Source organism: Undibacterium sp. GW821-FHT11B02, from assembly GCF_058808955.1.
Window position 1 is genome coordinate 359,564 of record NZ_JBXASD010000004.1, and the last position, 20,619, is coordinate 380,182.

Genomic DNA, 20,619 nt, shown 5'->3' on the forward strand with positions numbered 1-20,619 from the left:
ACTCCATGGCCGCTGAAGACCAAAGTGCAACAACAAACGCTGAAAATGCGCCTTCCGGCCAGCAGGAGCCTGCTACAGCGGCATCACCAATAAAAACTGCAAAAACAGCGGCAAAAAAGACCAAAGCCGCCTCTGGCAAAGTAACAAATGCCAGCAGTGCCAGCAAAATCAGTGAAAAATTGGCCAAACTGGGCTTGCGCAAAGACATGGATTTTGTCCTGCACCTGCCCATGCGCTATGAAGATGAAACCGAAATCGTCAGCATGCGCGACGCCTCTTTCCGTGGTGGCAGCAGCGTACAGGTCGAAGGCGTGGTCACCGAATGCGATATTCAGTACCGTCCACGACGCCAATTGGTCGTCACCATCGCCGATGACACCGGCCAAGTGGTACTGCGCTTTTTAAATTTTTACGGCAACCAGACCAAGCAGATGGCCGTTGGCATACGCATCCGCGCCAGGGGCGAATTGCGGCATGGCTTCTTTGGTGCAGAAATGGTGCACCCGCATTACAAGGTCGTCAATGAAGGTGCGCCGCTGCCAACCGCACTGACACCTGTCTACCCTTCTGGTGAAGGCGTGCCGCAAGCCCTGCTGCGCAAGGCCATCGCCAACGCCATGACACGCGTCAACTGGCGCGACACACTGTCCCCTGCCCGGCTGACCGCGCTGGGCTTGCAAGATTTTGAAAGCAGCATCCGCATTCTGCACAACCCACCGTCTGACGTGGATCAGTACAGTCTGATAGAACGCGAACATCCCGCCTGGGAACGCATGAAGTTCGATGAACTGCTGGCCCAGCAATTGTCGCTGAAGCGTGCCCAGATCACCCGCCGCAGCAAAGGCGCGAATGCCCTGCCACTGGTTGGCGAACTCAGCAATGCTTTCTTGCTGAACCTGCCGTTTTCACTGACCAAGGCACAAGAAAAAGTGCTGGCCGAAATACGCGCCGATTTGCGCGAAGCCTTCCCAATGCAACGTCTGTTGCAGGGCGATGTCGGCAGCGGCAAAACCATCGTCGCCGCCCTCGCAGCAGCACAAGCGATAGACAATGGTTTTCAGGCGGCCCTGATGGCCCCGACCGAAATCCTGGCAGAACAACATTTCAGGAAAATTGCCGCCTGGCTGGAACCCCTGGGTGTTAAAACTGCCTGGCTGACCGGCAGCCTGAAGAAAAAGGAAAAAGAAGCCGCCAATGCCCTAATCACCTCTGGCGAAGCACAACTGGTAATAGGCACGCATGCCCTGATACAAGACAGCGTGCAATTCAAAAAACTGGGCCTGGTGATCGTCGATGAACAGCATCGCTTTGGCGTCAGCCAACGCCTGAACCTGGCCAACAAGACGGAAGCCGGCAAGGTGCCGCATCAACTGATGATGTCAGCCACTCCCATCCCGCGTACCCTGGCCATGACCTATTATGCCGATCTGGAAGTATCGGTAATCGATGAACTGCCACCGGGCCGCACCCCCATTGTCACCCGCGTAATCGACCAGAACCGCCGCGATGAAGTCATCGCCCGCGTGCAGGCGGCAGGCCAGGAAGGCAAGCAAGTCTACTGGGTATGCCCACTGATCGAAGAATCTGAAACACTGCAATTGCAAACCGCCACCGACACCCATGCCATGCTGGCAGAAGCCCTGCCAGAACTGCGTGTGGGCCTGGTACACGGCCGCCTGAAACCGGCAGAAAAACAGGCCACGATGGAAGCCTTCATCCGTAACGAAAGTCAGGTGCTGGTGGCCACTACGGTGATTGAAGTCGGCGTCGATGTCCCCAATGCCAGCCTGATGGTGATCGAACATGCAGAACGTTTTGGCCTGTCGCAATTGCACCAGTTGCGTGGCCGCGTGGGTCGCGGTGCCGCCGCCAGCGCTTGTCTGCTGCTGTATCAAGGCCCATTGGGGGGCACCGCCAAACAAAGACTGGCCACCATGCGCGAAAGCAATGACGGCTTTGAAATCGCCCGCAAAGATCTGGAGCTACGTGGCCCCGGCGAATTTCTCGGTGCGCGCCAGTCTGGCGAAGCCATGCTACGCTTTGCCAATCTCGAAACCGACCAGTGGCTGGTAGAAAAAGCCCGCAACCTGGCCGACGATTTATTGAAAAACGACCCCGCTACCGTCATCGCCCATCTGGAACGCTGGCTAGGTTATAAAGAAGATTTTTTACGCGTTTAATACAGACAAACAGACATGCTCACCATCACCAACGTAGATCTGAATAACTCCACTCACGCCGCGGACCTGGTACGCATGCTCAATATGTATGCGCTGGACCCCATGGGCGGCAGCGAAGCCTTGTCCGATTATGCCAAGGCCAACCTGATCAAAGAATTAAAACAACGCAACACCGTCCGCGCCGTCCTGGCCTACGTTGACGACCAGGCCGCCGGTTTCGCCATCTGCATAGAAGGCTTTTCCACCTTCGCCTGCAAACCCTTGCTCAACATCCACGACTTTGCCGTCGCCCCCGACTTTCGCGGCCAAGGCGTGGCACAAGGCATCATGCAGCACCTGAGCACCTTGTCCAAACAACTGGGTTATTGCAAGATGACGCTGGAAGTCCTGGAAGGAAATACGCGGGCGCAAAACCTGTATCGTTCTGAGGGCTTTGCACCGTATGAGTTGAATCCTGAGTTTGGTGGGGCGATTATCATGCAGAAGAAGATTGCTTGAGCTTGAATTACATACATGCGCAACAATAGCAATTTTCGCTAGCTGACACCGGAGCGATTTCGTTCGTAGGACCGAATATTTAATGACGTCGCTCCAGCGCAGGCTGGAGGCTACCGGGCTGGCGCTCCAGTGGCGTTCACGGCATACCGTTTCGTCAATTAAAACGATTACCCTTCGTAGACACAAGCCGCATTCCGGTAAATTAACGGCAATCAGCATATCGTCGCTCCAGCGTAGGCTGGAGCCTAGTGGCGTTTGTTTCATACTTGTGTTGTATGTAAAACGATTGCTCTCCATGGAGGCAAGCCGGGTCTCGGCCCGGCTTGTGTCTACGAAGGGCAATCGTTTAAATCAACGTACGGCAGACAACGAACGCCGCTGGGCTCCAGCCTTCGCTGGAGCGACGATAATATGATTGCCGTTGATTTCCTAAAACCCGGCTTGTATCCACGAGTCAAAGCCAACGTCAACACAAGCTCATTCATATTTATTTGAAAGCCGTCAATTAACGTTGGTGTGGGGGTTGCAGTTGTTTTTGAAGTTGTAGTTGTTTTTGAAGTTGTAGTTGTTTTTGAAGTTGTAGTTGTTTTTGACCTTAATCCGCTTGGGCCCTGTGTCCCTGAAGGGAGACACACAGCCTTGCAAGGCTGTGTCGTTACGCAGGCGGAATGCAGGCATTCCGAATTCCCTGCTACACCGAAGCCATTTGTGTAGTGCAGAAAATGGAAAAAGAAGGGCCGATGTTTGAGCCGCAGGCGAGTTGCGGACCTTCCCATTTTTTGCGCTACATAAATGGGTACTCCCGCAGGGAGCGAGCCTGCGGTCGCCTTTCTTTGATTCCTTTCTTTGGCGAAGCAAAGAAAGGAATTCGGCCGCCGGGCCGAGACCCGGCTTGTATCCACGAAGGCTAGTCGGTTTAATTAATGAAACGGTATGCGGCGAACGCCGCTGGAGCGCCAGCCCGGTGGTCTCCAGCCTGCGCTGGAGCGACGATATGATAATTGCCGTTGATTTACCGAAATGCGGCTAGTGCTCATGAAAGGCAATTGCTTCAATCAAAGCACAGCACTTTTGTACATTAAAACTCGCAATTTTTCATATCAGGGAAATCGCACGAATCATCTTCTATCGCCACAAGATGAACAGAAGGCCTCATTTCAAAAACAAGCGCGTGATAATGAAATCCACGACCACCATGACCATACCGTATCGCCCATTTTGAACCAGAATATCCTGCCCAGTTAATCCCGCGCCAAGGCAGCGCTGCGTCTCTTCTAAAATCCGTTTTTTCGTAATCTTCGCCAATGTCTGCAAACGTGCACTGATGACAAAGACCGATCAGGGCCTTCATCACCTCAGTTGGAATGGCTACCTTTGCATTGACTGGCGTATATCCAGGCTTGTTATAAGCTGGCTCCGAATAGCCACAGGCAGTTACAAACAACGCAAAGCATAGAATAAAAATCAACTTGATTTTCATTACATCACAACCCCATGCCGCCCCAACGCCCACTCAACATGCTCCCTCACCATCTCCGAAGGATGCGTCAACCGCGCCTGCAAGGCAGCGACAATCTCTGCATCTCCCCGCATGCTGCTCGCCGCATTTCCCAGGCCAACCGCAATATTGCGTAACCAGCGTTCATGCCCTATGCGCCGTATCGGGCTGCCTTCCAGCATGCGCAGGAACTGTTCTTCGGTCCAGGCAAACAAATGCACCATGCGGGCATGGTCGAGGCCATTGCGAACGGCGAAGTCATCCACCGCCGCAGCCTGGGCGAATTTATTCCAGGGGCAAACCAGTTGGCAGTCATCACAGCCATAAACGCGATTGCCGATCAGGGGGCGCAGTTCCACCGGTATGCTGCCGTGCAATTCTATGGTCAGGTAAGACACACACAAGCGGGCGTCCACCGTGTAGGGGGCGACGATGGCCTTGGTTGGGCAGACATCGATGCAGGCGCTGCACTGGCCGCAATGCTGGCCTACCGGCTCATCCACCGGCAAAGGCAGGTCGGTCAGGATTTCACCCAAAAAGAACATCGATCCGGCTTCCCTACTCAACAGCAGGCTATGCTTGCCACGCCAGCCCAGCCCCGCCTTTTCTGCCAGAGCCACCTCCATGACCGGGGCGGAATCGGTGAATACCCTGTAACCAAAAGGACCAATTGCTTTTTCTATACGTTCGGCCAGTTGCTGCAGACGGGTGCGCAAGACCTTGTGGTAGTCACGTCCACGTGCATATAATGAAATGACAGCTTTATCAGCGGCCTGCTCTTCAGTACGCCAGCTATCGGTTTTTGGCAAATAATTCATGCGGGCAGAAATCACCCTGACCGTACCTGGCACCAGTTCTGCCGGGCGGGTACGCTTGCTGCCGTGGCTGGCCATATACGTCATTTCGCCATGGTAACCAGCGTCCAGCCATGCCTGGAAATCGGTTTCAATATGGGACAAATCAACGTCGGCGATGCGCAGTTCGGCAAAACCCAGTTCCTTGCCCCACAGGCGTATTTGCCCTGCCAGATCGGCCAGGGCGGCGCTGTCCAGACTCATGGCCGTGCCCCTGCGTTGCACACAGAGTGTGGCTGATGTGCTATGTTTAGCGAATTCATGAATAAGAACTTTGCAGGAAATGTCACATTATAAGACCACACTCGCCGATGAAGCAGCCACCCAGGCGCTGGGTAAATGCCTGGCGCATGCACTGACACCCGGTATAAGCATCTTTTTGCATGGCGACCTGGGGGCCGGCAAGACAGCCCTGACGCGTGCCATGATCCATGCTGCCGGTTATGCAGGTAACGTCAAAAGCCCGACTTATACCCTGGCCGAACCCTACCAAATCAACTTAAAGGGGCAAACTGTTACCATCATGCATTTTGACCTGTATCGCATGATCAGTGCAGATGAATTTGCTGAAGCCGGTTTCCGTGATGAGTTTAACGACAGCAATATTTGTGTGGTGGAATGGCCAGAAAAAGCTGATGGTGTGTTGCCAGAACCCGATTTGAATATATTTTTGCGCGTCGCCGGTGACGGTCGTGAGGTAGAATTGCACGCGTTGTCTGCCAAAGGTATCGCATGTCTCGCATTACTAAAGTTTGCCCCGAATCTGTAAGCGCTGTAAATAATACGGTGCGTTCCCAAAAACGCCGCGTCCTGCTCAAGGCAGGTGGCACCCTGCTGCTTTCCGTGATTGCCCCGACAGCAGCCAATGCGGCACAAATACTGGCTGTGCGTGTCTGGCCGGCAGAAGACTATACCCGTGTCACACTGGAAAACGACAGTGAACTGAAAACCAGCCATTTTGTGCTGAAGGACCCATATCGCCTGTTTGTTGATATCGAAGGTCTGGAACTGAATGCCAAGCTGAAAGAACTGGTCGCCAAGATCAAGTCGAATGACCCTTACATCAAACAGGTGCGCGTAGGTCAGAACAAACCGAATGTCGTGCGCCTGGTCTTTGACCTGAAAGAAGAAGTCAACCCACAGGTATTTACCCTGGAACCAGTAGGCAATTACAAACACCGCCTGGTGTTTGACCTTTACCCAGCCAATCCGCCTGATCCTATCGCTGCGATGATAGAAAAAGGTGAATGGAACAAGGATGGCATTCCAGTACCAAATACATCGAATGCACCGAATGCGGTAACAAGCAACGCCAATAAGCCTGACGAAAAACTAGCAACCAAGCCAGAAATCCAACAGCAGACCGCGCCAGAAAAAATGGCCGAGAAACCAGCAGATAAGCCGCTAGACAAACCAACTGACAAGCCAGCTGACAAACCAGTACAGCTAACACGCATGATCACCATCGCCATCGATCCCGGTCATGGCGGCGAAGACCCCGGTGCCATCGGTCGTGGTGGCAGTCGTGAAAAAGACGTGGTTTTGTCAATTGCAAAACGACTCAAGGCAAAAATTGAGCAACATCCCAATATGCGAGTCATGCTGACGCGTGATTCGGATTATTTTGTGCCGCTGAACGTCAGGGTGCAAAAAGCCCGCGCCGTACAGGCTGATTTGTTCATGTCAGTACATGCTGATGCCTTTGTGAATTCCAGCGCGCGCGGATCATCCGTGTTCGTATTGTCAGAAAAAGGGGCCAGCTCTACCGCTGCACGCTGGCTGGCAGACAAGGAAAACGCTGCCGATTTGATCGGTGGCGTCAACATCAAAACCCATGACAGGCAATTGGCCAGTGTCTTGCTGGATCTGTCCACCACAGCCCAGATCAATGACAGTCTGAAGCTTGGCAAGGTCGTGCTGAATGAAATCAGTGGCATCAACAGGCTGCACAAAGGCGCAGTGGAACAGGCTGGCTTTGCCGTATTAAAAGCGCCAGATATTCCTAGCATTTTGATAGAAACCGCCTTCATCTCCAACCCGGAAGAAGAAGCCAAATTGACTGACGATGCCTATCAGGATCAGTTGGCCGATGCTGTCATGAAGGGTATCAAGAAGTATTTCTCCAAGAACCCGCCGCTGGCAAAAAACCGCATGACCTGAAGAATACTCCCAGCTTATATACAACAAAGCCACTGCACCTTGCGCAGGGCAGTCGCCAGTGCTTCCATTGAAATGGAGCCTAGCGCCAATCGCAACCCCTGAGGTGCACTGGCACCAGCAGCAAAGGCATTGGCGGTACTCACCATCACCCCCTGCTGCGCCAGCGTGGCTGCAAGCTGGTCTGCCCGCATGCCGTCCGCCAATGTCAGCCACAAGTAATACGACGAAGGATGCCCCATCACATCGCAGCCCTGCAAAATACTGCGTGCCAGCCGCTGGCGCTGTCTGGCATCTTTACGTTTTTGCGCTTCCAGACTATCAACGACGCCTGCTTCTATCCATTGGCAAGCCAGGCTGACCATCAGTGATGGCGTGTTGCCGGAAGATACCCGTATTGCCGTTTCCAGCGCAGGTATCAAAGCTGGCGGTGCCACGACCATGCCTATACGCAAACCCGATGCCACGCTTTTTGACAAGCCAGATACATACACAGTCTGTGCTGACGCATAGGTGAACACCGGTCTGGGTGCGGGCTCTGCCAAAAATGCATAGGCAGCATCTTCAATGATTAAAAACTGATGTCGTGCTGCCAGTTGCGCCAGCTTTTTGCGTTCAGCATCCGACATCACCGACCCCATGGGGTTATGCATGCTGGGCATCACATATACTGCACGCACCGGTCGCCGCTTGCATAATGCTGCCAGTGCCTTCAAATCAAGCTTGCCATCACTTAAAGGCAATGCCTCTACATCCAGCCTGGCTTGCTGCGCCAGTATTTTCATCCCCGGAAAAGTCAGCGCGTCCATCACCAGAATATCACCCGGTGCCAACAGCCCCAACACAGTGACTGCCAGCCCCTGTTGCGCGCCATTGACGATCAATACCTGATCAGCAGGTACACGCAGGCCACGGTTGCGCAAATGCCTGGCCATGGTTTGCCGTTCATGCATACGGCCACCTTGCGGTGCCGAATGCAATAAGGCATCCAGATCACCCGAACTGGCAATGCTGCGCAAGCCTTCACGCAACATCTCAGCCTGCCCGGGCAAGGTAGGGTAATTGAAGACCAGATCAATGTCCCCTGACTGCAGCGCCTGTTGCTCCAGCCCCAGGCCACGCGGCAGCGTGGTATCACGTACAAAGGTGCCCCGCCCCATTTCACAGGCAACCAGGCCACTGGCTTCCAGTTCAGCATAGACACGCGATGCAGTTGCCAGGGCAATGCCCTGTTCACGCATCAGCTTGCGCAAGGTAGGTAATTGCGTACCGGGGCGCAAGCTACCGCTGGCTATGCGCAGTGAAAAATCATCAACGATGGATTTGTAGCGCGCCTGGGTCATAGAAAATTCATGGAAAGTATCTAGAACAATTTTTTTACTGTATCAGGTCACAAGACTACACTGCCTGCATATTTCCGGCAATCACAAATGACCGCCCTCATCAGGATGCAAACAATGATCAGTCTCAGCACACTCGCCACCTTCAGCCTTGCTGTTTTATTTTTGCTGTGTTCCCCTGGCCCCAACATGGCCTTTGTCATGACTTGCGGTGTGCAATATGGCGTGCGTGGCGGTGTTGCCGCTGCACTGGGTATAGGTGCCGCCGACATCCTGCTGACCGTGCTGACTGCCAGCGGCATCACCGCCATCATCACAGCCTGGCCACCGTCATTTGACCTGTTGCGCTATGCCGGCGCGCTGTACTTGTTGTGGATGGCTTACAAGGCGCTGCGTCGCCCAGCCATGATGATGCAGGCCAGCAAGCAGCAGTTTTCCCTGCAAAGAGTATTTGTGCAGTCCAGCCTGAACAGTCTGCTCAACCCCAAAGCCTTATTATTTTTTATGGTGTTTTTGCCGCAGTTTGTTGATGCGAAAAACGGCATGGTGGCGCAGCAGTTGGTGTTGCTGGGTCTGACACTGACAATAATCAGCAGCCTGTTTCACACTTTGCTGGGCAGCTTTGGTCATGTGATACGCAGTGTACTGGTCAGACATGCCTATGCTGCAACACTGCAAGCACGGTTGCTGGCGGTAGTGCTGGTGATGCTGGCTGCCCGCTTATTGCTGATGACACGCTGACGACACTCCAACGCCGCTGATCACGCAAAATTGGCAGGCACGAATTGTCTGTATGTTATTATTTGTTGGTAATTTATCCATTTCCCAACAAAAGGCAGGCAAAGGTACTGCCGCAGCGACAGGATATCAGTATGGCCATTAAAAGTATTTTGAATGTAACCACAGCAGCAGGCGTAAAACTGTCAACACGCATCATTGGTTATACGGCCTTTGGCATAGTCTTCAACCTGATTTTGCTCATTTTCTTTTCCAGCGCAGCGGGCAGATACAGCAACGGCCTGCCATGGATGCTGTTGCTGCTGATGTGCTTGCTGGCCCCCATTGCGTATTTCATTCTGGGTAAAAGACAAGGTACGGCCACCGCCCTGCATTTTATTGTTGACGAGCATGGTGATGACCTGAGCCGCTTCGTAGTCGGCAAACTGGCCGATACCTATCCACAATTGCTGGACACTGCGCACGCAAAAGGTAGTGCCATCCACGAAAAACTCAGTGCCGTCATCGCCAACATCAGCCAGCAATCAAGCGTCAACAAGGCGATATTCGACAAGTTGCTGGAAAAATTTGACTTTATTTCCGTCATCACCCGCGTGATGGAAAAAAATGTCGTCGATGGCGCAGCCACCCAGGAAGAAAAAGTAGACCGCATCGCCAATGCATTAAAAGCAGAAATCAATGTCGATGCCTTGAAACCAGACATGCGTCAGACACGCATGCTAGTGGCAAGCAATGCCGGAATGGCGCTGGTGTTTGCGTGGATACTGCCACTGATTTTCAGATAAACAGGACTTACGCAAAATTGTTCCAGAACGTAGTACGATTAACGCAGCGTAATCGTACGCATGTCCTTGAATCGTTTTCGTCATTACTGAGATAATATACGTGCGATTACGCTGCGCTAATCGCACCTACGACGGATATACTGAGCCTGTGTAGGTGCGATTAGCAAAGCGTAATCGCACGTATGATGTACTCCCAAATAACCAAAATCCTACAATATCATGTCCAACTATCGCCGCGCGTTCGTTCCCGGAGGTACATGGTTTTTCACCGTTAATCTACTGCAACGGCACGGCAATGACCTTCTGGTGCGCGAGATAAATCTATTACGGCAGGTGGTGAGAAACGTTCGCGATAAATATCCATTTCATATCGATGCCTGGGTAGTTTTACCTGAGCACATGCATTGCATTTTCACCCTGCCCGAAGGAGATAGTGATTTCAGCTTGCGCTGGCGGTTGATCAAAAGCAGTTTCTCACGCGCCTTACCCAAAACAGAATTGCTTTCTACAGTACGTCAGGCCGCCGGTGAACGGGGAATCTGGCAACGCCATTATTGGGAGCACTTGATTCGCGACGAGCTGGATTTCCAAAAACATGTCGATTATGTGCACGTCAATCCATTGAAACATGGCTTGGTCCAACGCGTCTGCGATTGGCCTTACTCCACTTTTCATCACTATGTCGATGCGGGAATATATCCTCTCAACTGGTGTGGCGATGTGGTGGCGGATATAGCTGGCGGTGATTGATACGCATGTTGTGTGTGATTTTTGTATTTTCTTTAGCAAACCTGCGGTTGAAGATAGCAAGTGACGGCTTGCATGCGTGCGATTACGCTTTGCTAATTGCACCTACACAATGTATTCAGGTTTGATCTTCAGGCCGGACGCCGCTGGCGGCAAGGGCATCTGAATCACAGGCCGTACCTGCCGCTATCCAGCGACTGACACGGCGAGCAAACCAGGTTTGCAAGCTTGCTGGCAACCAGGGCAAATAAGCAGATGGCTGTATCAGCATGCCGCAGCGATATTGCTGCACGTCTGCATGCCATTCCAGTGCATGGCAACTACCGCGTAACTGCCATAAAAAGACCCGTGCCACCGGGCAGGGTTCTGCTGCACAACAGACACCACAGCCATTACAAGGCTGACCAAGGGCGGGCTTCATCGGGGCGTCGGCTTTTAACCAGATGATAGTAGAGCTCATTGCATCTCCCCCCTTGGCAGAGTGCCGTCGATTAGCTGGCTTTGCGGGTACCCCGTAACAGCTTCCACAATGCGCCCAGCACCACAGGCACAACAGCAGTACCCACACCGATCAGGACGATGGCGTTCAGATGATCACGTATGAAAGGGATGTTACCGAAAAAATAGCCCGCCAGTACCACGCTGAATACCCACAGCACCGCACCCAGCACGTTATAGACCTGAAAGGTCTGGTGCGTCATGTCTGAAATACCTGCCACAAATGGCGCAAAAGTACGTACCAATGGAATAAAACGCGCCAGCACCACGGTCTTGCCGCCATGCTTTTCATAGAATTCATGCGTCTTCATCAGCGCCTTGCGATCTATCCAGCGAAAGTCTTTTTCCAGCACTTTGTGACCGATCAAACTGCCTATCCAGTAATTGATAGAGTTACCCGTGACAGACGCAATCACCAATAAAGTGATCAGCAGCCACACATTCATAGACCCTGTAGCGCTAAAGGTGCCCGCAATAAACAGCAGTGAATCCCCCGGCAAGAATGGGAAAATCACAAATGCCGTTTCACAAAACACGATGGCAAACAGCACAAAATAAACAAGGGTGCCATATTGCTCAATGACGGTGCCCAGCATTTTATCGACATGCAAGAGCATATCGAGGAGTTGCATAAAATCCATTATTATCCCAGGGTCAATACGAAGCCGCCGCAATCATACACCAGACCGCAATGTCTGAGACGCCCTGACAGGTATAATCATGGCATGAATGCGAACGCCCCTACTTATCGCCCTATACAGGCCCTGCCCGACAACCTTATTTCCCAGATCGCCGCTGGCGAAGTGGTGGAAAGGCCATCTGCCGTTGTCAAAGAAGTATTAGAAAATGCGCTGGATGCCGGTGCCAGCAATGTCGTCATCCGTCTTGAAGAAGGCGGCGTCAAGCGTATTGCGATTACCGACAATGGCCGTGGCATACCACCAGACCAGTTGACACTGGCCGTGGCCCGCCATGCCACCTCCAAAATCGCCAGCCTGGACGAGCTGGAACATGTCGCCACCCTGGGTTTTCGTGGTGAAGCACTGGCCTCTATCGCCTCCGTATCGTTGCTGACACTGACCACCCGCACTGCCGATGCCCCGCATGCCTGGCAGATAGAAAACGGCAAGGTCTCGCCCGCATCTGGCGCGCAAGGCACAACGGTGGATGTGCAAGACCTGTATTACAACACCCCGGCACGACGCAAATTTTTAAAGTCAGAACAGACAGAATTTGGCCACTGCGCAGAAATCGTGCGCCGTATTGCTCTGGCCCGCCCCGATGTCTCGTTTTCTTTAAGCCACAACGGCAAGGCTGTAGACCACTGGAATGTCAGTGCCATCGACAAACGCAGCGCCCAGATATTGGGGGATGCGTTTTCAAATGCCCGCCTGTCGCTTGATGAAAGCGCCGGCCCCTTGCGCCTGCATGGTTTTGTTGGCTTGCCAACGGCATCCAAGGCACGCGCCGATGCCCAGTTCTTTTATGTAAATGGCCGTTTTGTACGCGACAAATTGCTGACCCATGCGGTACGTGCAGCCTACCAGGATGTATTGCATGGCGACCGTTATCCATCTTACGTGCTGGGGCTGGACCTGGACCCTGCGCTGGTCGATGTGAACGTGCATCCATCCAAGATAGAAGTACGCTTCCGCGATAGCCGGTCTGTGCATCAGTTTGTGTTTCATGCTGTCAGCCGTGCACTGGCGCAGACATCTGCCACATCATTTGGTACCGTGCCGGGGCCAGCCACAGCTGTGCCGTCTGGCCAGGGCACGCCCTGGATCAGTGGTGAACAAACCAGCTTTGCGGCGCAGTTTGCCAATCCATCGCCCTATGGTGGTAACGGTGGTAACAGCGGTAGCTATGCAAGTGGCGGCGGTATGAATGGTAGTGCTTACCAAAACCCTTATCAAAACCCCTATCGCCCTCAAGATAATGGCGGCGTATCACAAAGCCTGGACAACTACGGCGCTTTTTTCCGATCAGGCAATGATGGTTCTGGCATCAACCCTGCCTTCAACCCATCAGCCCAAACAGGCAACAGCCTGCCCGAAGGTGAACACCCACTGGGTTTCGCCCTGGCGCAATTGCATGGCGTCTATGTACTGGCACAAAACACCAAGGGCTTGGTACTGGTGGACATGCATGCCGCACATGAACGCATTTTGTATGAGCAGTTAAAAAACGCCCTCGACGAAAACAGCATGCCCGTACAACCCATGCTGATACCCGTGACCTTTTTTGCCGATGCCCTTGAAGTCGGCACCGTAGAAGAACATCAGGACACCTTGAAGGCACTGGGCTTTGACATGGCCGCCATCTCGCCCACCACCCTGGCGGTGCGTGCCGTGCCTGCCCTGTTAAAGAATGCCGATGCCCAATCACTGGCCAGGGATGTCTTGCGTGAAGTGCGCGAATTTGGTGGTTCACGCGTGTTGATAGACAGGCGCAATGAATTGCTGGGTACCCTGGCCTGCCATACCGCCGTGCGCGCCAACCGCAGCCTGACCGTACCAGAAATGAATGCCCTGCTGCGCCAGATGGAACAGACAGAGCGTTCAGACCAGTGCAACCATGGCCGCCCAACCTGGGTGCAACTGGGTTTGAATGACCTCGACAAGATGTTCTTGCGTGGCCAGTAAACACCGTGTGTATGAATACCCCAAACAATAAACCAGCAAACAAAGTCATCGCCATCATGGGGCCTACCGCCTCCGGCAAAACCGCTGCCGCGCTGGAAATTGCGCGCCACTATCCGGCAGAAATCATCTCTGTTGATTCTGCCCTGGTGTACCGCGACATGAACATAGGCACAGCCAAACCCAGCGCCGAAGAACTGGCCGCCGTGCCACACCACCTGATCGATATCATCGACCCGGCAGAATCATACTCCGTCGCCCAGTTTCGCAAAGACACACAAAGACTGGTCGCCGACATACAAGCCAGGGGCAAACTGCCACTGCTGGTAGGTGGCACCATGATGTACTTCAAAGCCCTGATGGATGGCCTGGACGACCTGCCCGGTGCCGACCCCGCCATACGCGCAGAACTGGATGCCGAAGCCGCCCGCATAGGCGTACCCGGCCAGCACGCCAGACTGGCAACCCTGGACCCGGAAACCGCAGCAAGGCTGAAACCACAAGACAGCCAACGCATACAACGCGCCCTGGAAATCATCGCCATCACCGGCCAACCCATGTCCGCCCTGCTGGCCAAACAAGAGCGCACCGCTCCACCATTCGACATGCACGCCATTTCGCTGGAACCATCTGACCGCAGCGTGCTGCACCAGCGCATTGCCCAGCGCTTTGACACCATGCTCAAACAAGGTTTTATCGATGAAGTGAAAGCGCTCAAACAAAGGCCAGACCTGCACGCCAACCTACCGTCGATACGCTGCGTAGGCTACCGCCAGGCATGGGATTATCTGGATGGGCAAACCACCCTGGCAGAAATGCGCGAGCTAGGCATCATCGCCACCCGCCAACTGGCCAAACGCCAGATGACCTGGCTAAGATCCATGCCCAACCGCATCATCATCGACTGCCTTGCAGCCGATGCGCAAGCGCAGATCATGGCCAGCGTGCACCAGGCACTGGCAGCATAAACCAGCAACGCATCTTCGCAATACTGACACTAAACAGCGACAAAACCAGGACAAAGCCAGACCAAAACCAGGCAATAAGCCCCACCAACCACCTGGCAGAAACCCGACAAAGCCACAAAAACCATTGCTTTTTATGCCAAAACAGGGGCGTTTTCCAGCAAAATGAAGTCCAAAGTATTGACACCCCAAGCCCAAACTGACATAATCGCAGGCTTCTTGGTGATATAGCTCAGTTGGTTAGAGCACAGCACTCATAATGCTGGGGTCGGTGGTTCAAGTCCACCTATCACCACCAGAATTTTCTGGCAGAGCGATCTGTTGGATACAAAAAACCCGCTTTTAGCCTTGTGCTTGAGCGGGTTTTTTGTTTTGTCTTACGCTTTACACCTACGTCCAACACTTTTACAGTCAAACTTTGATCAATTATGTTGATTTGCACTGAAAATTGACCCACGGGTCATAATCCAGCGCAAACTAACACTCATTGCTCGAATAACAAATATTGCGTAGTCGCGAGTACAAGGAGTTGAACTAAGTTAGACGTTTTTCGCGCCATGCCAAACCGTCCTTGATTTTTGACTTCTGCAGAGCGTAGCTGTGCACGCTTGGGGGATGCCATGCGGCGGGAGTTGCATAGCATCCCCAAAGAGCGCCAACACGCATTGCGTCATTTTTAGTTGTGATGGCGACTAACTAGCGCAAGATGGGTTGTCATAGTCTACGATGTCCACTTTGGTATGTTGCGATTTCCACGTTGAAATTAGCTCGTGAAGAACGGTTCCGTCACCACTAACCCCATGAGTAGCCTTGTAGACGCAAATGCTGACTCTGTCCACCTCCCGCCTTTCTGCCCATTCCAACGATGTTATGGTTTTTTTAACCCAGTCTGTGATCGGCAAATGTCCATAGTTCCACAACAAATAGAGTCTTATTTTCCCGGAGGCGTTGTGGATCTCGTCGATAGCCCAGTCAAAACATGCATCCACGTCAGGCCTACCGAGTTGGCCCACTGAGAAGTTGTTTCCGGTAGCTTGGAAGCCGAGGGCGATTTCCAATTCGGCTACATTGCTGCGTTCTCTTAGGTATGCGACCCTTGCGCGACTGACAAATCGCGGCGCTGACTCGACACTTAAAGAGGCAACTTTTTGGGCCGCGATTGCATTGCAAATACCGTCCAAAGTTTCAATAGGAATTTCTCGTTCACTGAAGAAATTGCCGTCGTTGTAAAGGGCTAGTCTTCTCGGGCGGTATTGCACGAGCAACTTTTCAACGGTAGCCACAATGTCATAGCGTGGCGAAGAACGTCCGTATAGTGGGAGCGTACAAAAGTGGCACGTCGGAGTACTGCACCCACCCGAATTCAGGATTACCTTTAGTCGATCCCCTTCCATTGTGACCCAGCGCGCGCCTTCTATGGAGTTCAATTTGGGCACATCAATCTTCTGAATAGGAATTCGTTTTCGATTGGAAGTCAATTTGGTATTGCTGGCAGGTAGATTGATTGGTGGATGTTCAACCATAGGCGGCAACCACTGATGGCCCCCTGCATTCCGAAGGGCAGTTTCGAGAAATGCCCCGCTCGAAGAGTTCCCGCATGCCGCGAGTAACTTGAGGCGCTCAACCCTTGGAAGTCCCGGGGCGAAGCCAGTCTCGCATTGCGTTTGAGGATCGCGTAGGACGCCCGACACGAATTGCCTAAGTTTAAGGTAATCTTTGTTATCGCACTGCCACTTCATGGCCACCTGAATGCCCTCCGAGACGTTCGCGCATGCTAAATACTCACTTCGTAGCGTACGATGAGAAAAAACCCTTTCGCTGCCGTGATGGTCAAGAGTGGTAATAACTAAAGTTCGAGCAGCTTCGTGCGAAAGTAGTCGTGAGACTAATGTGCGTTTGATGTCCCTTGCTTCGGTCGCTCCTTTAATCAAGGCTTGAAAAATACTCTCATGTTCATTTTGGCGCAAGGCGCGACTTTTTTTTCTCCAATATTCACTTGCGGATTGCCACAACACCTCCAACGGAAATCCTCTGACCGCTAGTGGAAATGCTTCAGACAACCAATTACCCCACTCAACGTCCTGCGGCGCATTGCGTAACCATTTTTCATCTACGACGTTTAGATCAATTTTGACAGAACCCGCTGAGATTCGTCCATATTCATGAAACGGTGCGGATTCAGTGGAATCCAATATGAGTAGGTCTAAATCGCGTGAGGAATCAAGCCTTGCGATACTACCGAATGCGATAATTGCAAATGAAAAGGATTCTTCAGACATTGCGCCTTCAAATTGTGAGGCCATTCGACCACGAACTACATGCGGCAGCCCTTCTAAACTCAAGTTATTGAGAGATTGAGAGATTTTTTCTGACCACCACGACAATCTGGGCATTTGCTAACCTTGGTCAATAGATTAATAGCACGGAAGGGTACTTAGTTTTCGCTGAAACGCGCAAGCTGCAAGTTTTATGACGGAGGTGATGGGCGATATAATTCCTATCCACAAATGGGCAAAAGAACAGCGCCTGCATCATTATTTCAAGTAATCGGTCCAATTTGACCGGTCGAGTGCCGATAAGATGAAGTGACCGTCCTGAATGGATTACGGCACCACCTTCTGGAATGAGACGGCGCCCAATCTGCCAAGCTAGATACACACCAGAAGCATCAGATTTGCAGCGAAGATCCAACATTGGAATGTGCATTGTATCGCCCGACGTCATCTTGACTGCCGAAAGCATTGCGAGGCATTGGTCAGGAGCTAAGGATTCACATCTCTTCTGAAGTTGGCTCACGGTTAGATCATCCCTCGGTATACAAATTGGTTCAAATGCCCTCGGGTATGAGCGCATTGATGCATCGAGGAGTTGGTCGTCAAGAAGTCCTTGTTGCAATGCAACTGTCAGTAAAGCATCCCAAAATGGCAAATCATGTTTAGCAGCCAGACTTGCGGCAATTGGAATAGCTGGCTGCGCATGCGCATTCGCCGGTAAGCGGAATTGCAATTGCGGAGCAGAGTCAAATTTGACCAAAGAGTACTCGGCAACGTCTTTGTTCTTTCGTGCAATCTCATGCCAGAATTCTCCAACAGTTGGCGAGCTTGCAGCGTCAATAATATCAAACAGACCGTGGGTGCTTGTCCAGCGAGAAGCCATGTCACGAGCGACTTCTTCCTTAACGGAATGGATGTCGCCAAACCTTCCATGACACTCGATGATTCTAATATTTTCTGAAAGTGACAGATATTGATCAAGCTCACTCAGTTCTATAAAAGTATTCGAAACAACTACTCGATCACCATCGCGAAGGGCAGAGCGTGTATCCCTTAGGCAGGCGGCGTGTACCGAGGGCAGTCTGTTAGGTTTAAACTCATATACTCCGTCAATTTCAAAGTATATATCGGCCTCTAGGTTGCGGTATCCGATCATTTGACGCGCCAAAGTCGTCTTTCCACTTCCTGGCAATCCACGTACGAGAATTAATTCGTTCATAATTCACATCTCTCAGGTACGGTGCGGATGGCATGCCCCTTCGATCCGCCGAAAATGTTCATACGCAAAACCTGGCATGGTTGTCGCTGAATCTTCTGCAAAATCTATCAACGAAGCCTCCTGTACAGCGACAGATTTTCCAGGGAGCGGTGCAGATACTCCGCGGACAACAACGGCAACGATGGATTCTAGCTTCCGCCTTAGAGCAAGGAGTGTTCGTGTGTTTCCCTCTACTCCAATATAAAGTTCTTCCCCATGAACTTCGAATACGGGCGGGCACATAAGTGATGTGGTGCCATCGACGAGCGTCACTTTGACCGGAGAAAAAATTTCAATTCCATTTTCTTGGAACAATTCACCGAGCCGCAGCATCTGTTCGTACTTGTACGACCGAACCAACTTCGTAATAGTGCGTAGCTTAATAACTGGGACTCGCTCAACTGCAACAGTTACGGCCTGGTTTACATACTGGCTGACACCTTGCTTTAATGCCTGACATAGTTCGTCGTGGCCTGCTGGAACTACAGTCGGCACAAAGGTAGATGCGGAGTCAGCGACATAAAACTGAGCAGCAAGTTCTTTGTGTATTAGGCGAACGACTTGTTGTTTTGTTCCTCCCTCGTAACGCTCAGCAATTGGACCATGTGCACTTTGTGGTTGGAAAAGTATCGCTACACTCGCTCCAGCCGCATCTCGCACAAACACATAGCCTTGAAGGGTTAGTGCTTCAGACTCCTGAAGGATCACACCAATACCACGCATGCTGTTGCGTCTAAAACGCTCTTTTGCAGCGTCCGGCCCTGAGGTTGGCGCTGGCTCCAATAGAACTCTAACTTTTACTTGGCGAGCTCGCCAATAGAGTACTGTCGGGAAAATTTTCCAATACCAACCGCTGTCTCTCTCCGAAATGAGCACTTCCTCAGGTAAGGTTCCTGTTTGTCGGACCACTTCAAGGTACACTTGATCACGGTCTCTTAGCGGTTCCTTTTTCGGTTCGGCACGTGAGATTTGCATAACCTCGTTTGCAAAAAAATCCCGAACCGCTGTCCGTCCTCCGGCGATAAGTCGGTCGAGTACTTCCTTATTCATCTTGTGAAAATCGGTCGCGAGAATTCCATCAGTGCGAATGTCAATGCAGCTAACAGAGCGAAGTAGATCGACTTGAAGCTGTGCTGCTCCGTTAACTACGGAATCGATAAGCTGGGATGCCATGATCTTTGGCCCCCATTCGGCTGTTTGCATTTCGGTTCCCTGCAGCCTGAACGCAAGGATACGTCTTGCTGAAAATTGTTCGCTCTCAAACACAAAGGCAGGGAGATTGCTCAGGATCCCACCGTCCACAATGCGTGTTCCACCAATAAGTACCGGTTGAAAGAACAGCGGGATCGAGCAAGAAGCACGGACTGCAAGTGCTACACTGTCATTGCGATTTTCTCGTGTGCTCCAGACTTTCGCAGATTGTGTACCTAAATTAGTAGCAACTACGAATGTCGGTATGCGCAGGTCGCCGAATGTGATTGGTGACTTTGCGGCAGGCAGCAACAAACGCAACTGCATCTCAACCCATTCTTCAACGCCGCGCGACGAATAACAACCACCATATCTCATCACCTTGGATGCCATGCCCCAGTGAGTCGATATCCATCCAATTGGGCTACTCAGAATGCCAAAAATTCGAGGCCACAGATGAGGAAATTCACTGTGTCGCTCTGGTGGCTTCAGCAGGGAAATGAAGTCCAGATCGCGGAGCGCCTGCTCTATGAATTCGGGGGTTGCCCCTGCCCCCACTAAGACTGCTGCAATTGATCCAGCAGATGTTCCGGCAACCGCGGACATCTGAACACCTGATTCGCAGGCTTCTTTATATGCTCCAGCCAGAGCCGCTGCTCGAGCTCCGCCGCCTTGAAAAACGCCAAAACAGTCGTCGAAAAAGATAGATTGCAACTGATTTCCCCCTTATATCTAAGATATTGCGTCGATCCAGAATGATCTTTTGACGGCCATTAAACGTCGCCCTATTACTAACCAAAACAAGCTAGACATTAAGACTAAGTTCACGTTCATATAAAAAAACAGAAAAAAAGCCTTCACTCGTAAGTGATGAATGAATTGCAAATTTTTCCTCGGTGGAGTCTATAATATTTTTTTCAAGACGAACAAAGGTTGTAATCCTGTTATCCTGTAATCTTTTTTTCCCTAACCAAATACTTTATGGCCTGCTGCAG

The 20,619-nt window shown here is 52.0% G+C and carries 17 protein-coding genes and 1 tRNA gene; 10 read left to right on the forward strand and 8 right to left on the reverse strand.

Annotated features, from left to right (window positions below; translation table 11 throughout):
- Nucleotides 1-5 precede the first annotated feature (5 nt).
- Nucleotides 6-2,180 (forward strand): ATP-dependent DNA helicase RecG, encoded by a 2,175-nt coding sequence (gene recG, locus AC1RVX_RS10505; protein WP_493216676.1) that lies wholly within the window; start codon nucleotides 6-8, stop codon nucleotides 2,178-2,180.
- 15 nt (nucleotides 2,181-2,195) lie between these two features.
- Complete coding sequence (locus tag AC1RVX_RS10510) at nucleotides 2,196-2,678, forward strand: GNAT family N-acetyltransferase (RefSeq protein WP_493216532.1); 483 nt, start codon at nucleotides 2,196-2,198, stop codon at nucleotides 2,676-2,678.
- Nucleotides 2,679-3,756: 1,078 nt separating this feature from the next.
- Here AC1RVX_RS10510 and AC1RVX_RS10515 read toward each other — a convergent pair.
- Together AC1RVX_RS10515 and queG are read right to left on the reverse strand one after the other, a co-directional pair.
- Nucleotides 3,757-4,158: a hypothetical protein gene (locus AC1RVX_RS10515; RefSeq protein WP_493216533.1), complete on the reverse strand. Its 402-nt coding sequence runs from the start codon at nucleotides 4,156-4,158 to the stop codon at nucleotides 3,757-3,759.
- Nucleotides 4,158-5,234 (reverse strand): tRNA epoxyqueuosine(34) reductase QueG, encoded by a 1,077-nt coding sequence (gene queG, locus AC1RVX_RS10520; RefSeq protein ID WP_493216534.1) that lies wholly within the window; start codon nucleotides 5,232-5,234, stop codon nucleotides 4,158-4,160. The genes AC1RVX_RS10515 and queG overlap by 1 nt, the downstream gene beginning before the upstream one ends.
- Before the next feature lie 79 nt (nucleotides 5,235-5,313).
- Here queG and tsaE point away from each other — a divergent pair, with 79 nt between their 5' ends.
- Complete coding sequence (gene tsaE, locus AC1RVX_RS10525) at nucleotides 5,314-5,799, forward strand: tRNA (adenosine(37)-N6)-threonylcarbamoyltransferase complex ATPase subunit type 1 TsaE (RefSeq protein ID WP_493216535.1); 486 nt, start codon at nucleotides 5,314-5,316, stop codon at nucleotides 5,797-5,799.
- A complete protein-coding gene (locus AC1RVX_RS10530) occupies nucleotides 5,763-7,190 on the forward strand; it encodes an N-acetylmuramoyl-L-alanine amidase (protein WP_493216536.1) in 1,428 nt (475 codons plus the stop codon). The genes tsaE and AC1RVX_RS10530 overlap by 37 nt, the downstream gene beginning before the upstream one ends.
- Nucleotides 7,191-7,204: 14 nt before the next feature.
- Here the strand turns inward: AC1RVX_RS10530 and AC1RVX_RS10535 are convergent, their stop codons facing one another.
- Nucleotides 7,205-8,530 carry an aminotransferase-like domain-containing protein gene (locus AC1RVX_RS10535; RefSeq protein ID WP_493216537.1) on the reverse strand — a complete coding sequence of 442 codons (1,326 nt, stop codon included), beginning with the start codon at nucleotides 8,528-8,530 and terminating at the stop codon, nucleotides 7,205-7,207.
- A 114-nt stretch (nucleotides 8,531-8,644) separates the two neighbouring features.
- Here AC1RVX_RS10535 and AC1RVX_RS10540 point away from each other — a divergent pair, with 114 nt between their 5' ends.
- From AC1RVX_RS10540 to AC1RVX_RS10550, 3 genes are all read left to right on the forward strand, one after another.
- Nucleotides 8,645-9,268, forward strand: a complete 624-nt coding sequence (locus AC1RVX_RS10540) for a LysE family translocator (protein ID WP_493216538.1) — start codon at nucleotides 8,645-8,647, stop codon at nucleotides 9,266-9,268.
- Nucleotides 9,269-9,399: 131 nt separating this feature from the next.
- A complete protein-coding gene (locus AC1RVX_RS10545) occupies nucleotides 9,400-10,050 on the forward strand; it encodes a hypothetical protein (protein ID WP_493216539.1) in 651 nt (216 codons plus the stop codon).
- 219 nt (nucleotides 10,051-10,269) lie between these two features.
- A complete protein-coding gene (locus AC1RVX_RS10550) occupies nucleotides 10,270-10,800 on the forward strand; it encodes an REP-associated tyrosine transposase (RefSeq protein WP_493216540.1) in 531 nt (176 codons plus the stop codon).
- Nucleotides 10,801-10,915: 115 nt separating this feature from the next.
- Here AC1RVX_RS10550 and AC1RVX_RS10555 read toward each other — a convergent pair whose 3' ends face one another.
- Nucleotides 10,916-11,257, reverse strand: a complete 342-nt coding sequence (locus AC1RVX_RS10555) for a hypothetical protein (protein WP_493216541.1) — start codon at nucleotides 11,255-11,257, stop codon at nucleotides 10,916-10,918.
- Between the two features lie 31 nt (nucleotides 11,258-11,288).
- Nucleotides 11,289-11,936, reverse strand: a complete 648-nt coding sequence (locus AC1RVX_RS10560; RefSeq protein ID WP_493216542.1) for a VTT domain-containing protein — start codon at nucleotides 11,934-11,936, stop codon at nucleotides 11,289-11,291.
- An 84-nt stretch (nucleotides 11,937-12,020) separates the two neighbouring features.
- On the opposite strand from AC1RVX_RS10560, the gene mutL reads away from it, so the two are divergent.
- From mutL to AC1RVX_RS10575, 3 genes are all read left to right on the forward strand, one after another.
- Nucleotides 12,021-13,940, forward strand: coding sequence for a DNA mismatch repair endonuclease MutL (gene mutL, locus AC1RVX_RS10565; RefSeq protein ID WP_493216543.1), 1,920 nt, complete (start codon nucleotides 12,021-12,023; stop codon nucleotides 13,938-13,940).
- 11 nt (nucleotides 13,941-13,951) lie between these two features.
- Nucleotides 13,952-14,905: a tRNA (adenosine(37)-N6)-dimethylallyltransferase MiaA gene (miaA, locus tag AC1RVX_RS10570; protein ID WP_493216544.1), complete on the forward strand. Its 954-nt coding sequence runs from the start codon at nucleotides 13,952-13,954 to the stop codon at nucleotides 14,903-14,905.
- Between the two features lie 218 nt (nucleotides 14,906-15,123).
- Nucleotides 15,124-15,200: transfer RNA gene (locus AC1RVX_RS10575), tRNA-Met, on the forward strand.
- A 394-nt stretch (nucleotides 15,201-15,594) separates the two neighbouring features.
- On the opposite strand, the gene AC1RVX_RS10580 is transcribed toward AC1RVX_RS10575, so the two are convergent.
- From AC1RVX_RS10580 to AC1RVX_RS10590, 3 genes are all read right to left on the reverse strand, one after another.
- A complete protein-coding gene (locus AC1RVX_RS10580) occupies nucleotides 15,595-17,181 on the reverse strand; it encodes a hypothetical protein (RefSeq protein ID WP_493216545.1) in 1,587 nt (528 codons plus the stop codon).
- Between the two features lie 127 nt (nucleotides 17,182-17,308).
- A complete protein-coding gene (locus AC1RVX_RS10585) occupies nucleotides 17,309-18,394 on the reverse strand; it encodes a primase 1D-like protein (protein WP_493216546.1) in 1,086 nt (361 codons plus the stop codon).
- A 12-nt stretch (nucleotides 18,395-18,406) separates the two neighbouring features.
- Nucleotides 18,407-20,338, reverse strand: a complete 1,932-nt coding sequence (locus AC1RVX_RS10590) for a patatin-like phospholipase family protein (RefSeq protein ID WP_493216547.1) — start codon at nucleotides 20,336-20,338, stop codon at nucleotides 18,407-18,409.
- Between the last annotated feature and the right edge of the window lie 281 nt (nucleotides 20,339-20,619).

Excerpts from the sequence above, each read along its gene's own strand:
- AC1RVX_RS10510 (WP_493216532.1), top strand. The coding sequence starts at position 2,196 with ATGCTCACCATCACCAACGTAGATCTGAATAACTCCACTCACGCCGCG.
- AC1RVX_RS10540 (WP_493216538.1), top strand. The coding sequence starts at position 8,645 with ATGATCAGTCTCAGCACACTCGCCACCTTCAGCCTTGCTGTTTTATTT.
- AC1RVX_RS10560 (WP_493216542.1), bottom strand. The coding sequence starts at position 11,936 with ATGGATTTTATGCAACTCCTCGATATGCTCTTGCATGTCGATAAAATG.
- miaA (WP_493216544.1), top strand. The coding sequence starts at position 13,952 with ATGAATACCCCAAACAATAAACCAGCAAACAAAGTCATCGCCATCATG.
- queG (WP_493216534.1), bottom strand. The coding sequence starts at position 5,234 with ATGAGTCTGGACAGCGCCGCCCTGGCCGATCTGGCAGGGCAAATACGC.
- AC1RVX_RS10585 (WP_493216546.1), bottom strand. The coding sequence starts at position 18,394 with ATGAACGAATTAATTCTCGTACGTGGATTGCCAGGAAGTGGAAAGACG.
- AC1RVX_RS10545 (WP_493216539.1), top strand. The coding sequence starts at position 9,400 with ATGGCCATTAAAAGTATTTTGAATGTAACCACAGCAGCAGGCGTAAAA.
- AC1RVX_RS10550 (WP_493216540.1), top strand. The coding sequence starts at position 10,270 with ATGTCCAACTATCGCCGCGCGTTCGTTCCCGGAGGTACATGGTTTTTC.
- recG (WP_493216676.1), top strand. The coding sequence starts at position 6 with ATGGCCGCTGAAGACCAAAGTGCAACAACAAACGCTGAAAATGCGCCT.
- tsaE (WP_493216535.1), top strand. The coding sequence starts at position 5,314 with ATGTCACATTATAAGACCACACTCGCCGATGAAGCAGCCACCCAGGCG.
- AC1RVX_RS10555 (WP_493216541.1), bottom strand. The coding sequence starts at position 11,257 with ATGAGCTCTACTATCATCTGGTTAAAAGCCGACGCCCCGATGAAGCCC.
- AC1RVX_RS10515 (WP_493216533.1), bottom strand. The coding sequence starts at position 4,158 with ATGAAAATCAAGTTGATTTTTATTCTATGCTTTGCGTTGTTTGTAACT.
- mutL (WP_493216543.1), top strand. The coding sequence starts at position 12,021 with ATGAATGCGAACGCCCCTACTTATCGCCCTATACAGGCCCTGCCCGAC.
- AC1RVX_RS10530 (WP_493216536.1), top strand. The coding sequence starts at position 5,763 with ATGTCTCGCATTACTAAAGTTTGCCCCGAATCTGTAAGCGCTGTAAAT.
- AC1RVX_RS10580 (WP_493216545.1), bottom strand. The coding sequence starts at position 17,181 with ATGTCTGAAGAATCCTTTTCATTTGCAATTATCGCATTCGGTAGTATC.
- AC1RVX_RS10535 (WP_493216537.1), bottom strand. The coding sequence starts at position 8,530 with ATGACCCAGGCGCGCTACAAATCCATCGTTGATGATTTTTCACTGCGC.